The following is a 15,827-nucleotide window of genomic DNA, read 5'->3' as shown; positions in this document are numbered from 1 at the left end:
TCATAAAATTGAGAAACCCGGGGCAAGCAATTGCTCCGGGTTTTTTTGTTCTGGTCATCTCCAAACGGGCACTGTTCAGCAACTCGACAGGCTCCGCATGCACATGAAAATATAGGGAGTATGATATGATGCGACGAAACTTGACGTTGTTTTTGGCAGTAATAGCACATCTATTGTTCGGTAATCTTGCCGCAGCACAGATATCTGATTTTCTCGAACTCGAGGGGGTCAGCTTGGAAATGACAGCGAACCAAGTGCGCGCCGCTATGCAAGCTAGAGGCAATCCCATAGCCGGAAAAGACAAAGACGACAGGTTGAAATACAAGGCGAGCTTCCAAGATCTGGTTTCTGTAAAGCGGGAGGATCCAAAACGGTTCACAGGCTATACTCTAACCAGCAAGCTGCGCTACGAAACCGAGCGGGGCCATTTGCTGGTCTCCTTCATGCCTTTTGTCGACCGGCTGGTTGTCGTTTCGGCGCGGCTATATTCCAACGACGTGCCTTGGCTAGGCCGCAGTATTCCTGATTGTGTAAAGTTCATGGACAAGATGGGTGAACGGTACGATCTCGATATCAACACCAATGCGTCTCAGGGTCAGTCACGCTATTCGTCAAAGCAAAAGCCAATGAAGGTAGATGGCCAAATGAGAGAAGACGGGCAAATTCTGAGTTTCCTTTGCTCTCCTAGAACCATGCCACAAATTCTCCTTCGCAATCCCCATGCTCAGGACTTGCTCATGCAGCAGATCGACCAAGCATTGTCCAAATAGTCATTGCGGGCACCATTAAATATTCACAGCAATACAGGAAATTCAATAGTCCCGCGACACCCGCACATTGACATTTTGTCGGCCGATGGTCGAAATGCTCGACAATATCGATAGCCAGCGGGTGATCTGAAATTCCAGCCGTGTCGCGCTATAACCCTGACCGTCGGTAATCAGCTCTACATAGGCGCGGCGGGTGATATATTTGCCTGCTGCAATTGAAGTGCTCTGGCCCGTTGTCACGTCGGCTGGTAATATCCGCAGGCGGTCAAGGCCGACTGCTTTGCGCAGCTGATTAATCGGATCCAGCCCGCCACCACTATTGAGCGATGCGACAGCAGCGGCAAGCTGGACCGCCTCAGGTGCCGATAGATCGGATATCGATGCCCCGAACAGGACGCGCGATAGAAGCTCATCCTCTGGCAGGGCCGGTACGCTGTTAAAGGCGATTTCCGGACTGTTGCCGCGACCAGTGACATTAATAGTGGCGTTGAGACCAGTTAGATTTGCCTCTGCCTCAATATCCAATATCGGATTGGGCGGCTGACTTCCGACAAAGCGGATCCGTCCGCGTTCCAGCTGGAATCGGCGCCCGGCAAAAGTATAATTTCCGCGAATAAGGTCCGCGCTGCCGGTCATAGCGAAATTATCGACCGGACCCGATACTTTAAGATTAGCACGCCATTCGCTGTCGAGACCCAGCCCCTCGACCTGCAAGCGATTGGGTGCCGTTGCGTTGAGGGCAAAGCGCCATGGGCGGCTGCGAACGGCGGAGGCACGTTCATCAGCGCGGCGATTAATTTCGGTTACCTTGATCTTGGGCAGTGCCACGGTTTCAGTGGCATTACCAAATTGGAAAAAGCTACGGTTCAAAGTAAGATCACCGGATATCAAACCGCCATCAGCGGAGCTACGAATTTGGATCGGCCCGGTCACTGTTGCCGCAAAATCATCGCGAGCAATCAGTCGGGCATTTTTGGCATTCAGGTCAAGCATGATGCCAATGCCGTCACCCGGAGCCACTGCGAAGTTGAAGCTGCCGCTACCGCTCACCGATCCGCCGCCTCTGGTCGACCCCGTAATCTCCGGCATGACCAGCCGCGATCCGTCAAATTGGCCCTGCGCCTTGATACCGGAGATGACCGTTCCGGTCAGACCGCTTTCCAGCCGCGCGTTGGTTGTACGCAATTGTCCATTTATTTGTGGGTTAGCTAGCGTTCCCCGCACATCGGCGCTGAGGCTAAGCGGGCCGGTGAGATCAAATGTTTCCACCCCAGTGAGGCGCCACAGGGCATCGGCCGCGCCATTGAACCGCGCTTGCGCGAACAAAGGACTGCGCTGCAATTCATCTTTCCAATTACCACTACCAAAGCCGGTGACACGCCCCTGAAAGCGACCGATTGTTTCGGATTGCGACTGAATAATCCCGCGCGCCGCCGCGTTGCGATTGGAAATGGCAATGTTCAGACCCAGATCAATCGGGGTTGACGTCAGGATCAGTCCGGATCTGGTCAGACCCTTGATATTCAATTTCGCTTCGCCGGCCGGCATTTGCGAGCCTGTCTGAGTTAATTTGACTGTACCATTGGCTTCTCCGCCGAGGCCTAGATCATCCGCCACAATATCCACAAGAGTGAGCGGCATTTTCGATAATGTCATATCGAGCCGCGAGCTCCCGCTGGCCCATTGGCCAGAAAAGCGTGTGCGACCTTTGCCATAGCCCAATATCGTCGGCGAAACCGACCAACCACCACTGACCCGGCGAAGCTCAAGCGGCTGGAGAAACCGCAAGGTTCGACCTTCAAACAAACCATTACCGGTCATGACATAGCGATCCGGGGTGACGTCCGCCTTTGCCTGAAAATTGAAGGTGCTGCCGCGCGTACCAGCGATCGAAAATGTCGCATCGCCGGTTCCGTTTATCAGCTTGGCATTGCCGGCGATCCGGCCAACCATCAGATCCCCGCGACTAATCCCTTGAGCGCTTACGGTCACGTCAATGTCAGACTGCCCTTCAACGAGTATAACGTCTGCATCCAGCTTGCCCGTCCGGATGAGGATCGGCGGGGCACCATCAAAACGGGCATTTTTTGCCGTGAGTTTCGCGCGGATCAATTGGCGGTTCTGGCCGGGTTCAAACAGGACATTTCCATTTACCCCACCGCCGCTAATCGCAAGATTGCCGGCAAGACCAAGATTGGTCGGACGAATAGTCCCGGTGGCCAGCGTATCCGATAGTTTTAGCCGGTCGACACGTATCTGGGCATCTTGCCCGGCGATGGTGATAATCGAGCCATTGCCGGTAAACGGCCCGAGCGTAGAGCCACCAGCGGCCGTAAAGGCAAAGCCATTTTCAGCAGGATCAAGATCAAGCTTTACCGCGGCAAGACCTGCAGCGGGCAGCGGGCTATCCAGCAATAATGCAATCTGGGGGCGCTCCAAAGGACCGTTAAGATCAAGATCGAAAGAGCCATATTGATCATGATCTCCGCGCCCGGTAAATTCGAATATGGTGGCCGTTTGTTGCACACCGCTGCCCTTAAAACGCAGCTTCGGTGCTTCGATGCTCAGATCAGGAAAGCGCAGCTTTCGATCGGCACCGAGAACCAGTCCAGTCTTGACCACCGGAAGGCCGCCGCCTAGCTCGCGCAAGAAACTATTGTCAAACCGCCGCAGGTTCGCCGTCACCGTGCCGTCAATGGCAACACCCGCAGCGCCCGGTCCGATTTTCAGACCGGCTATAATGTCAGCAATACCAACACCGCGCAGCGCAAAACCCGGCGCTTGCGCATCAAGATCAATCACATATTCGCCAGTCGCCAGTCGCGCCTCTATATCAGCGGTTCCTTTGGCACTATCCGTTGCAATCGCTGCTCTTTCGGCAAATAGACGACCTTGCTCCAACCGCAAAAAGGCCTTGCCGTTGAAACCGGACAAAAGTTGTTTGAGCAGGTCTCCATTGCCGATAAGCGACCCAACGGCGAGTTCCACCGGAATGTCAAAGCCCGCAGCATCCCGCTGTCCTTCGCCCGACGCCGCAACACCCGTTAGCAAGGTTTTGCCAAAAGCCAATTGCGGCGCCGTCAGCAGATATTGATAGCGTAACTCAGAAAATTTATCGTTGAGCAGCGCTTTGAATTCCAAATCCTGCGCCTTCATATTGGCCGCCAGCACCGAAGGATCACGCACGTCAAATTCGATCCGCAGCGCATCAAACGCATTGCGGGCGAGATCAACCCCACCCTTGGCCGTCAGATTGGCGGCGGAAGAACGGGCCACCAGATCGAGTTGGACCAGCCTGTCTTCGACAGATGCGTTGCCATTGACCACCAGCCGCGGCGCAGCGAACTTTGCACCGAGACCTTTGGGAAAAAGATCTGATTCAATATTGCCATCAAAACCAAATAAACCATCCCGCGCCTCAAGCGTTAGCTCGGCAAGCGGCTGGTCCGCGCTCTTGGCCAAAAGGCTGCCGTCCCATTTTGCCCAGTCTCCTTCACCGGCGAGAGTGATTATATAATCCCGCTGGAAGCCAGTTTGGCGGGCAATGGCGCCATTTGCCGGTGCAATGATTTCCGCATTGAGGTCGAGCTTTTCCTTGTCCGGTTCAGCATTAAGGCTGAGAATAATCTTGTCACCGCTGCGTGTGGTCGCGGCATCAAGATTGATCATCGCGCGCCCCGATCGTATATCGGCTGCTCCAGACAAATCAGCGCGCTGTTCCTCTCCGATGACGGCTTCCTCCAAGAGCAGATTCTCGGCCCGAAAATCACCAAGATAAATGTCAAAGTCGGGAAGCAGCGGCGTGTCTTCCTGCGTATCAAGAAGCTCTGGCAACCGCTTGAGCCGCGATTTGGCTATCACGGCGTTGGAGATGTTCAGTTCATTGAAAATCCATGCCAACGGGTTCCAGTCCAGTGCGACACTACCCGCTTCAAAAAATACGCCCTTGGGATCCGCGAGACTGAGATCGACAATCTCCATCTCGTTATAGATGGATCCGTTGATGTCGCCGATGCGGATACGCAGACCGTCACTGGGTTCCAGTGCTTCGACCTCGCGGATGATAAATTCATGACCGCTATCGCTATCCAGCCAATAGGCCCCGGCCGCCAGAGCAATGGCCGCGAGTAGCAATAGACCGCCAAGGACAAAGAGTATTTTCCGGCCGATCGACCGGCGCGGTTTCGTCGATTGAATATCGGTTTCTAGTTCTTCGCTATCCATCAAAATGCCTGCCCAAGCGAGACATAGACTGCAATCCGGGAATCGCCCGGTTGCGGATTAATCGGCGTGCCAAGATCAACGCGAATGGGGCCAAAGTCGCTATAATAGCGCACACCCAGTCCGGTCCCGAACCGCATGCCGGTAAAATCGGGCAGCGATGCACTGTACACATTGCCGGCATCAATAAACGGCACAACGCCAAAGTTTCCGCCGAATACATCAAGCCGCACCCGTGCCTCTAGCGAAAATTCCACGAGCGAACGGCCACCGGCAGGATCATTATTCACATCGCGCGGACCGATGCGCTGAAAGCCAAAACCGCGCACGGAGCCACCGCCGCCTGAATAGAGCCGGCGTGATGGCGCTATCCGGTTGCGCCCTGCGCCGACGATGGAACCAATGCGCGCCCGGCCCGCCAACACGATTTTCTCCGACACTGGGAAATAGGCGCTGCCGTCCAGCTGGCTGCGCGCGTAGAAGAAGCTGCCGGACTGCAGCGATGCCTCTGGCGACAGACGGGCGCTCAACCGAAATCCGGTCGTCGGGTCCAGCAGGTCGTCACTGCCATCATAAGACAGCGTGAGGGGCAGCGCACCGATGAAGAAAGTATCGCGCGCCGTCGTCTGGATATTGCCGTCAATATCGCGTTCCTGTGAGGCGAGAAGTTCGAACCCTGCTGACCAGTTCCATTTCTTTTGGAAAATCAAATTGCTTTGCCGCTCCAGACTGCCAGAGACGGAAAATGTCCGCGCTTCAAAGGCGGAATTGTCGATATTGCTCAGCGCGACCTGACCGTTCAGGACATTATCCCGCCGGCGGAAATTATTGCGGCGGTAGATGATGCTACCCGATTGCTCCTGGGTCGCCAAAACGCCGGTCAACCGGATCAGTCCTTCTGGCGGGAAGAAATTGCGATGTTCCCAACTAACCTCTGAACGCAGTCCTTCACCGGTGCCATAGCCCAACGCACCGGATATCGTGCGCAGTGGTGCGGGCGTAACACTGGCCGAAACGTCAACAACGCCTGGCTGTTCCTTGGATGCCACCGGTTCTAGCGCCACCGTTGATACCAGTCCGGTTGCAATGAGGGCGCGCCGGAGGTCTTCGACTTCGGACTGCTGGTAGAGATCGCCGGCATCAAACCGCGCAATAAGCTCAGCATGGTCAGGCCCAAACAAGTCGGTATTTTCCATGAGGATCGAACCGAAAACATATTTCCCGCCAGGCGTTACGACAATATCGAGATCGCCTTTACGTTCCGCATGATCAACGGTCAGTTCCGGTTCTGCCGTTTCGGCGAAGGCATAACCATTTTCGGTCATTTCCCGGTTCAGCTTGGCCTTAGCTTCAATGATCCGGTCGCTATTGATAATATCGCCCGATTTCAGCACAAAAGCGTCGCGGAATTTTTCCGCGTCGCCGCCTCCGTTTTTCTCCAAGCCCTCCAGCGTGATCGCGTCGAGTTGATATTGCGGGCCAGCGGCAATCGCGATCGTCACTACGATATCGGTACCGCGCCCGGCTGCAAAGCTGTTGCGCACTATTGCATCATAATAGCCTTCTATGCGGAGCAGTCTTTCGACCAATTCGCGATCCGTTTCCGCACGACGCCTGATCTGCGCAAAATTGGCTTCTTTATCCCTATATTCCTCTAGGGCGGAAAGCGCTTGGAAGCGTTCATCAAACATTGTGTCCAAGTTATCGGGTAGGCCGTTAAAACTGACCTGGTAGCGGCGTTCCGCCAAAGTGTCTGCAGGTTGAAAGTTGGCCGCTATACCCTCTTCCAATTCGGCCTCCGCTTCTTCTCGAATTCCATCATCTTCTATTTCGGCAATTTCCTCTTCGGCAAGGCGGCGATCCATCTCGAGATCGCGAGGTGTTTCCTCGATTTGCTCCTGCTGCTGGGACCCATCCTCAATCGGTACATCAAGATCCGGCCAATCCACACCAAAATCTGGGAACTCGGTTAGCGGTTTATCGGGATCAAGCGGCGCGACATCCGGTGCGACGGAGATGTCCGCCTTGTCTGTTCTGCTTTCAATTGCGGGCGTTTGTGCAAAGACCGGGAATGATATCGCCAGCGACAAGGCCGCAACGATACTTCCAACCAGCGGCAAAAAAAGGCGGTCACGATACATGGTCAGGCCCATGCCGGTTCTTTAGCCGTTCGTTCTGCAGGAAGCTAATAAAATAGGTCGGTATGGGGCAAGTCCATCAATTAACCCGATAATCCGCTATTTTATCGGACAAACGGGTATCTCATAAACCGCTTGGTGCTTTTTACTTTGTAGGATCGTTATCAGTGATTTTAACAGTTTGTTAACCAACTTAGCTCATATTTTGCAGGTTAATCTGACATCCCTCGCGTATCGGGGGGGAAACGCAGTGGGAATGTACGAATATGTCGAGTAAACGGACCATATTGATCGAAACAGCTATAGTCATTGGCTTGTTGGGCGCTGGAATAGCGACAGCTCAAGCCGCGCAGGGGGCACCGCTTCAAGCCGCCGTACAGGCCGCCGATCCGCGCGCTAATGTCAAAATCGAAAGCAAGGTTCTGGTTGAGCGAGCCGAAAGAGACGCCGCTGGCCAGCCAGTTACAAAATTATACGCGCCAAGTGACGTAAAGGTCATTCCGGGCGACAAGCTGGTCTTCGTAAATAGCTATCGCAACAACGGCGGTACAGCGGTGACTGGTTTTGTTGTGAATAACCCGATCCATTCAGCGGTGGCCTTTGCCGATGTCAAAGAGGATTGGGCCATGGTATCTGTCGATGGCGGTAAAAACTTCGGCAAATTGACCGCACTGACCATCACCGATGCCGCTGCTGAAACTGCTGAGGCAGAAAGCGCGAGCATCACCCGTGCTGCACAGCCCAATGACGTGACTCATATCCGCTGGGCCTTCAACAAGGCTATTGCCGCCGGTGCCTCTGGCGAATTGCGCTTTAGCGGTGTCGTAAAATAACTTTGCCCTAACGGCTTGGTTTTTGGCATTGCCATTCGACAATTTCCGCACTTACTAGACGAGCCAGACGCGCCAGTTCGGCATCGAGCTTTTCCGCGCGATCGCTGGTCCATCTGACGCCTTGCTCCGGCCAGATCTGAATGACTTTCACTATTCCTGCCTTGCGGTCGGCCTTCAGTTCAATGCGGCCGACGAACCGGTCTCGTTCCAGCAGCGGGTAGACATAATAGCCCCAGCGGCGCTGGGCGGCGGGCACGAAAATCTCGATGCGGTAATCAAAGCCGAATAGCCGCTCAAGCCGCGTGCGGTCTCGCACCGCCGGATCAAACGGGCTTAATATTCGCAGCCGTGATGTTGGTGCATTGGTCTCGGCCAACAGCCGTTCGATATCGGACGACGCAAACATGCTGATCCAATCGCCATTTACCGTTTCCAGTTCGACCGGAACCAAATGATCAGCAGCTTTGTCAGCCCATGATCTAACTTCCCGGGCATCCAGTGCAGCCCAAAACCTCTGAATCTCACCCAATGTGCCAAAGCCCAGCCGCTCCAGTGCCGCCCGACAAAGCCAGTCCATCTGATGCGCATCGCTATGCGCAATATCTCGATAGGGCGATGGAACCACGCGTTCGCTCAGGTCGTAATATTTGATGAATTTTTCGCGGTGCGAGGTCGCTAATTCCCCGGCATACCAGAGTTGATCCAAGACCCGCTTATGCGGCGGCCGCGCCCACATTTCTTTCTTGCCCTCAATCTTTGTATCGAACGCATGGGTCGATAACGGCCCTTCCGCAGCAATACGCGCCTTGATTGCTGATATGCCGTCGTCATCCATCACCTTGTGCTTGCCCGCCCGTTCTCCAAGACGGCGAAACTGGCGTTGCCAGACCGGATAAAATTCCATTGGTAGAACGGATGCATCATGGGTGAAATGTTCAAACACCGACCGGTCGTTGGCCAGCAATTTGTTGAGCATCGGCTCGCGATAATTCTGGTTGCGGCTCCACAGGATGTGATGGTGCGCCCGGGTTACATTGCGGATCGTGTCGAGTTGGACAAATCCCAAATCTGTGATGATCTGCAAAAGGTCGAGCGGGCCGGTTGGTGTACGGGCAAGACCCTGACGGTCCAGCCACAAGCGACGCGCATCGCGGTTTTTGATCCTCAGCGCCATATTAGATAGCGGTGGTTTCGATATGAGCAACTGATCGGCCGCGGCGGGTCGCCAATATGCACCCGGCAACGATCAATACCGTGCCAAATATTGTTGGCAGGGTGACAGGTTCCGAAAAGAAAAACCAACCAAAAATTGCCGCCCAGATAAAGGCGCTATATTCCAGATTGATTAGAATTTGCGCCTGTGCCCGGGCATAACCCCAAGCGATGAACAGCGCGGAAATGATCGACAACAGGGCGGCCGCCAGAAACTCCGGTGCATATTGAATGTCCGGAACAACCGCCAGGAATGGAGCGACCAGCGCATAGCTGACCCCGACAAGGAGATTCTGGAAGAAGCTTATTTCTATCGGATCAGCCAACAAAGCCTGGCTGCGCTGGATCACGAGATTGGCGGCATAGAGAAGCGCCGATAGCAGGACTGCTCCAAAGCCGAGCAATTCGTCGTTCGTATAATCGCCGCTCATCTTGCCCCAACCGATGACGATCACACCGGCGAGACCAAGAATCGATGCAAAAATCGCATTGCGGTGGATGGTTTCGCCGAGAAACACGGCTGCCAGATAAAGCGCGATAATCGGTGCGATAAAAGACAGGGCCACGGCTTCCGCAATCGGTACGCGGACGAGCGCCCAGAAGAACAGGAACGCCATGAAAACCGTAATAATCCCGCGTTGGAGATGGATTTTCAAGGTGGCTCTCGCCGGCATTTTGGGACGGCGTGCAAAATAAAGCACACCCACCAATAACAGTGCCAGCAGCACGCGCCATAATATCGCATTATAAGCACCCAGCGCGATGCTGAGGCTTTTCATCGTCACATCCATCAGACAGAAAAAGGCTAGGCCGATCAGCACCGAGCCAATCGGGAATAGGGGAGTGCCTTGCTGTTGGGAATCGGAGGAGACGGACATCAACTCGCTATCGGACCGGAGGCTCGAATTGTCTAGCTATGTTAAAGTCCCATTTGCCGGACTGCGAGATCGCGCATAATTTCTTCTGATCCGCCGCCAATTGCCATGACTTTCACTTCGCGATAAAAGCGTTCGACGACATTGCCGCGCAAATAGGCGGCCCCGCCCCAGATTTGCATGGCTTCACTCGCGCAATATTCGAGATTTTTGGTACTGAAAAATTTGGCTTTGCAAATTTGATCGACCGGCATCTGGCCGTTTTCTGTGAGAAAGCAAATCTGGTTGACCCATGCTTCGGTGGCGTCGACACGGGCCGACATTTCCGCAATTTTATGGCGGATAACCTGATGCTGGCTCAGCGGCTTACCAAAGGTTTCGCGCTGTTGGGCATAGGCGATGGATTCCTCCAGCAACACCCGCATCATGCCTAGGCACTGTGCAACCATGCCAAGCCGTTCATAGTTGAAATTATGCATGATCTGGATGAACCCGCGGCCTTCGTCACCGAGCATATTGCCTGCCGGAACCCGGACATCGTCGAAGTAGAGCGTTGCTTGATCCGACGCCCACCAGCCCATTTTCTTGTCCAGCGCGGTGCGCGAAAAGCCTTCCATATCCTTCTCGACCAAGAAGAGTGAAATGCCGTTCAGTCCCTCCCCACCGGTGCGCGCGCCGACGACGAAATAGTCCGATGTCATCCCGCCCGTGATAAAGGTTTTGGAGCCATTAATGATCCAGTGATTGCCATCTTGCCGCGCGGTCGTTTTCATATTGGCGACATCAGAGCCACCGCCTGGTTCTGTTACGCCCAGACTCGAGCCTGTGCGCCCTTCGACAATATCTTTGAGAATGCGGTCTTTAATCTCTTGCGATGCCATTTTTTCGATCGGGCCAATGGAAATACTGCGCCCACCCAGTGCCGCCAATGTCCCGCCATTATGCGCGCGTGCGGCTTCCTCGCCCCAGATGCAGCGCATATACATATCGTCAAAACCAAGGCCGCCATATTGCTCTGCGACACCAAAGCCCCAGGCGCCCAGCGCGCCGACTTTTTCATGGATTTCCCAAGGGATTTCGCCTGCTTCATCCCAGTCATTGGCAAAGGGCTGCAATTCCGTCTCGGTAAAGCGCCGGGTCATTTCCCGAAATTGCTGGCGTTCTTCAGTATCCTCGGCGTGGCGCATGGTTTCGGTCCTTTAACTGATCAGTTAAAAGGTTATCAATTCCAGCGCAGAACGCAAGGGCGCGGACAGCGGGGTAGGCCGCCGGCTTTCCCGATCCACATAGACATGCGTGAAGCTGCCTGCGGCGGACGCAGTTTTTTCATCGCCACGAAACAGGCCAACACCATAAGTAACACTGGTTCGACCTAGCTTCTCGACACGGATGCGGGCTTCGACCAGATCGGGAAACGCAATCGGAGCAAAATATTCGCAAGACGTCTGCACGACCAGACCAATGACATTGCTCTTGCCAATGTCGAGTGCCCCTTGTTCGATCAGATAGCGGTTCACCGCGCTATCGAACCAGAAATAATAGACCGCATTATTGACGTGACCATAAGGGTCATTGTCATTCCAGCGGGTAGTGATGGAAGAACCGTCGCGGTAGTCGTCCCATAGCGGTGGCGGCGTACGCTCTTTACCAGGCATCGGCATAAATCCGTTTGGCGTCGGCAAGGTCCAGTTCCTTGGGATTGTTTACCAATAGCCGCGTTTGCAACATGGCCGCCTCAGCGAGTTCATCCACCGCGTCTTCCGCAATGCCAACCTCCCGCAAGCGTCGGGGTGCTTTCACCTTAACGGCGAGACCCTCAAGATAATCGATCAATTCCTGCGCCCTGGCCTCCGCGCTGTTCGGGCCTGTTTTCGGAACACCCAGCGCATCGGCCAGTTCTGCATAAAGCGGGGCGGCAGCGTCGAGATTAAACTGCATGATATGCGGCATGACCAGCGCATTGGAGAGACCGTGCGGGATATGATAAATTCCGCCGAGCGGATAGGCGAGTGCGTGGATTGCGCCAACGGGGGAATTGGCAAAAGCCTGTCCCGCTAGCATGGAACCGCGCAGCATCGCTTCGCGTGCCACCATGTTGGTGCCGTCCGAACAGGCGGTTTCGATATGGCCGGTCAGTAATTTGAGCGCCTCGATCGCCAGCATATCCGACACCGGATTTTTAGCATTGCGGCCTGTATAAGCTTCGATCGCATGGACCATCGCATCGATGCCCGTGGCCGCCGTGACATCGGCTGGCAGGCCAAGTGTTAGCGTGGGGTCGAGGATCGCGGCGTCGGCGAATAGATGTGGTGAAACAATCCCGGCCTTGGTTGTCTCACCAGTGGTAAGAATGGAAATGGCGGTAACCTCGGAACCCGTACCCGATGTTGTGGGGATCAGGATGGTCGGCAAGCCTTTGCGCGCCAACTGACCTACCCCGTAAATGTCGGAAAGCCCCTGGGCTCCATCAATCGCTAGCGCGGCAACCACCTTAGCGGTATCCAGCGAGCTGCCGCCACCCAGACCAATGACAATATCAACATCTGCGTTCTTAGCCATATCAATGGCTTGCTCGACAATTGTTTCAGGTGGATCGGCAATAACTGCGTCATATATCTGCGCGGTTAAACCGGCGTCGGATAAAGCCTGTTCCACCGGTGCAATCAACCCGGCGTTGATAATCCCTTTGTCGGTCACAATGAGCGGGCGGGTTCCGCCCAAGGCAGCGATCTGATCGGCCAGCATCGAAAGGCAACCCTCACCAAAATGCAGGACCGGTACGGTTTGAAAACTATAGCTGTTCATGGCCGGACTTTTGCACCGATCATGCGTGCGCGCAACCGGCATTGATTAAGGGGCAATAAAAAAGGGGCCGGAAAAACCGGCCCCCCCTTGGTGGTGACGAAATGCCCCCAAACCTTATGTCGTTTTAGAATGCTCCGCGAAGGGTCAAACCAAATGTCCGCGGCTCTTGCGGGAAAGCAGAACGTGAACCGCCACGCAGCACAGTGTTAAAGGTAACACCACGCGTCGTTTCGTTGGTCAGGTTCTGAACCCAGGCCTCGATGCCCCATGTGTCATCCTGGCTACCGATACCGGCGCGCAGGTTGATTTTGACATTGCCGTCTTGAACATCAAATGGAACTGGCGTCCGTGTCGTCAGATCCGATGGATCAAACGCTTGTGTTGACGTCCGGCGATCGCTCTCGAAACGGATGGAGCCGTTCAGGAAGAAATCCAGACTATCGCCAAGATCACGCTCATAGGTTGCACCGGTAATGGCAACAATCTGAGGCGCGTTGGTCAATGAGTTTCCGCATAGCGAAAGAACATTGTTTGATGTCTGTGTGCCCGCACAATCATTCGGGTAGTTTGCGTCAGTATATGTGAGGCCAGCGTTGATGGTTAAATTGTCATCAGGCCGGATCACAGTTTCGATTTCAACACCTTGCGTTTCTGCTTTCGGTACGTTGAACGTCTGGAACTGAGCGCCCGTAAATTCAAGGACCTGAAAGTTGGAAAATTCCTGATAGAAGGCGGCGACATTCAATGTCACAGCATTATCAAGGAACTTACCTTTTAAACCGATTTCATAGGCATCAACTTCTTCGGACAGGAAGCTTGGGTCTGCACCGTTCACCGCTGCTGTAGAGTCAAGGTTGAAGCCGCCAGATTTATAGCCATGCGTAAAGCTGGCATAAATGTTGATTGGATCGGCAAATTCGTAGGAAGCCTTGACCGTATAGATCAGCTCGCTGTCACTGAAATCTTCCGAATAGGTACGCGGCAACGGCAGGCCATTACCTGGCGCGGTCGCTGATCCGGCCAGATCGGCTGGAGCAACAAAGGCAAAGCAACCCAGTCCGAACAAACCGCCACGCAAAGCAGCAGTAGCGGGTGAAGCAGGCGGTATTGGAGCAGCGCCAGCAGGTGTTACGCCGCCAAGGTTACTAACAATTGCCGGGCAGACACCGTTATTCGATGCAGGTTGGCTAAAGCTACCGGTCTTGCTTTCATCAGAATAACGCAGGCCAACAGTGAAGTCCAAACTGTCTGTGACCTCAAACGTATTATGCGTAAAGAACGAGAAGCTTTCGCTGTCCTGCGCATAAGCATTGGTAGCTGTTACCGTCGCTGGGCTAACCCCAGAGAACAAAGTCAGCGGTGCAGGTCCAACTGCGCCACCAAAAATTGCCCCAACGAGCGCGTCATAGTCAGCACCCAGTGAGAAATCGGTTTGCTGGCGAATTTCTTCGTCAGAATAGTAAGCACCGACTAACCAGCTCAATCTACCGTCAAACAATTCACCCTGGAAGCGAAGTTCATGTGTCATCGTGGTAATTTCAGTGTTCAAACGATCAACGTCGAATACGCTCAAACCAGAAAAGTCAGAATCATAGGACTCGACTGATTCGAAATCGCGATAAGAGCCGATGTAGATCACATCTGCATTGTCCCCGAGCGGGAATTCGATTTCAGCGCTTACGCCCCATTGGTCAACATCTGCTTCGGGAAGGAAGCTCTGTGTTGATACCCGGTCATTCAATGCTTCTTCAGCAGCGGTTTGGTCAAACGCGCTTGTAGCGACATTGGGGGCAGCCATGCCACCAATTGCGAGCGGAGACGCCAACAGCTCTACAGCACCACAACAGCTGGAAGTGCTCTTTGAATAGTCACCGATCAGGCGAACCGTCAAACCGCTATCACCTTCATAGCCAATCTGGCCACGGATCAGGTATTGATCAATATCATTGGTTTCGCCAATATCGTTACCTGCACCATCTACAACGTCAATATAGCCGTCGCGTTGACGATAAGCACCGGTCAAACGAACCGCGAGCGTATCTTCAATAATTGGTGCGTTTACCGCGCCCTGCACGCTAAGCAGATCATAATTGCCATAGCTTGCATTTGCGAAACCACTAAATTCCGAAACATCAGGACGTTTGTTGGTGATATTCAAAGCACCAGCTGATGTGTTCCGTCCGAACAATGTGCCTTGCGGTCCACGCAGAACTTCAACCCGTTCAACATCAACAAATTCTGAAAGCGCTACGCCGGGGCGAGACTGATAAACACCATCAACAAAAATACCGACGGCTGACTCAAAGCCAATATTATTGGACGTCGTACCAACACCGCGAATTCGCAAAACAACCGAACCGGATGCGATCTGCGCATTGGAGGTTGAGAAGCTTGGCGATACGCTACCGATATTCTGAACGTTGACGACGCCCTGTTGCTCCAGCTGTACCGGGCTAACCGCGGTTACGGCGAGCGGAATATCCTGAACATCTTGTGCACGGCGGGTCGCGGTCACGATGATGACATTATCATCAACTTCTTCCGCACCAGCATCTTGTGCATAAGCGGGGGCTGTCATTGCGCTTGTGCACAATGCTGCCATGAGGACGCGATTCAAACTTTTCATAACTATTCTCTCCCGTTGAACTCACCGCCGCTTGTCATTTGTCCCTGTATTTTGGGGAAGGACCATGATCTTGTCGCGTCGGCTTCACAGGCATAGGTCCTTTAATCGGACCATTAAATCAAGGAGATATGCACATGTTTGTGCAGAAAATAGCCAGCCGTGGTAAAAATGTTACATTGAAAACAGCGAGATTTCCGACGCGATCAGCCGAAAGAAACACAATCTGTGGTATATATGATGCTGTTTTCATACCAGCTGACGATGGTTGATTGGCTGCGCGCACAAAAAAGGGGCCGGAAAACCGGCCCCAATCATGCTGACGAAATGCCCCCTAAACCACTATAGTT

The 15,827-nt window shown here is 53.9% G+C and carries 10 protein-coding genes; 2 read left to right on the top strand and 8 right to left on the bottom strand.

Going from position 1 to position 15,827, the window contains the following annotated elements; genetic code table 11:
- The first annotated feature begins 125 nt into the window (after positions 1-125).
- Complete coding sequence (locus ABJM21_RS15750) at positions 126-770, top strand: hypothetical protein (protein WP_348301879.1); 645 nt, start codon at positions 126-128, stop codon at positions 768-770.
- A 42-nt stretch (positions 771-812) separates the two neighbouring features.
- Here ABJM21_RS15750 and ABJM21_RS15745 read toward each other — a convergent pair whose 3' ends face one another.
- Positions 813-4,994 (bottom strand): translocation/assembly module TamB domain-containing protein, encoded by a 4,182-nt coding sequence (locus tag ABJM21_RS15745; protein WP_348301878.1) that lies wholly within the window; start codon positions 4,992-4,994, stop codon positions 813-815.
- Positions 4,994-7,144 carry a BamA/TamA family outer membrane protein gene (locus tag ABJM21_RS15740; RefSeq protein WP_348376476.1) on the bottom strand — a complete coding sequence of 717 codons (2,151 nt, stop codon included), beginning with the start codon at positions 7,142-7,144 and terminating at the stop codon, positions 4,994-4,996. The genes ABJM21_RS15745 and ABJM21_RS15740 overlap by 1 nt, the downstream gene beginning before the upstream one ends.
- Before the next feature lie 251 nt (positions 7,145-7,395).
- On the opposite strand from ABJM21_RS15740, the gene ABJM21_RS15735 reads away from it, so the two are divergent.
- Positions 7,396-7,962 (top strand): hypothetical protein, encoded by a 567-nt coding sequence (locus ABJM21_RS15735; RefSeq protein ID WP_348301876.1) that lies wholly within the window; start codon positions 7,396-7,398, stop codon positions 7,960-7,962.
- A gap of 7 nt (positions 7,963-7,969) precedes the next feature.
- Here the strand turns inward: ABJM21_RS15735 and ABJM21_RS15730 are convergent, their stop codons facing one another.
- The 6 genes from ABJM21_RS15730 to ABJM21_RS15705 form a co-directional block, all read right to left on the bottom strand.
- Positions 7,970-9,136 carry a crosslink repair DNA glycosylase YcaQ family protein gene (locus ABJM21_RS15730; RefSeq protein WP_348301875.1) on the bottom strand — a complete coding sequence of 389 codons (1,167 nt, stop codon included), beginning with the start codon at positions 9,134-9,136 and terminating at the stop codon, positions 7,970-7,972.
- A 1-nt stretch (position 9,137) separates the two neighbouring features.
- Positions 9,138-10,052 (bottom strand): DMT family transporter, encoded by a 915-nt coding sequence (locus tag ABJM21_RS15725; RefSeq protein WP_348301874.1) that lies wholly within the window; start codon positions 10,050-10,052, stop codon positions 9,138-9,140.
- 41 nt (positions 10,053-10,093) lie between these two features.
- Positions 10,094-11,236 carry an acyl-CoA dehydrogenase family protein gene (locus ABJM21_RS15720; RefSeq protein WP_348301873.1) on the bottom strand — a complete coding sequence of 381 codons (1,143 nt, stop codon included), beginning with the start codon at positions 11,234-11,236 and terminating at the stop codon, positions 10,094-10,096.
- A 24-nt stretch (positions 11,237-11,260) separates the two neighbouring features.
- Positions 11,261-11,704 carry a thioesterase family protein gene (locus ABJM21_RS15715; protein ID WP_348301872.1) on the bottom strand — a complete coding sequence of 148 codons (444 nt, stop codon included), beginning with the start codon at positions 11,702-11,704 and terminating at the stop codon, positions 11,261-11,263.
- On the bottom strand, positions 11,694-12,854 hold the full coding sequence (locus ABJM21_RS15710; protein WP_348301871.1) for an iron-containing alcohol dehydrogenase: 1,161 nt from the start codon (positions 12,852-12,854) through the stop codon (positions 11,694-11,696). Before ABJM21_RS15710 ends, ABJM21_RS15715 begins: the two co-directional genes overlap by 11 nt.
- 124 nt (positions 12,855-12,978) lie before the next feature.
- The gene (locus tag ABJM21_RS15705; RefSeq protein WP_348301870.1) at positions 12,979-15,480 is read right to left on the bottom strand and encodes a TonB-dependent receptor; all 2,502 of its coding nucleotides are present in this window, start codon (positions 15,478-15,480) and stop codon (positions 12,979-12,981) included.
- Positions 15,481-15,827 lie beyond the last annotated feature (347 nt).

Origin of the sequence: Parasphingorhabdus sp. (genome assembly GCF_039977335.1) — a bacterium.
Lineage (GTDB): Bacteria > Pseudomonadota > Alphaproteobacteria > Sphingomonadales > Sphingomonadaceae > Parasphingorhabdus.
Note: the sequence above shows the minus strand (reverse complement) of the source record. Positions and strands in the feature narration are given on the sequence as shown.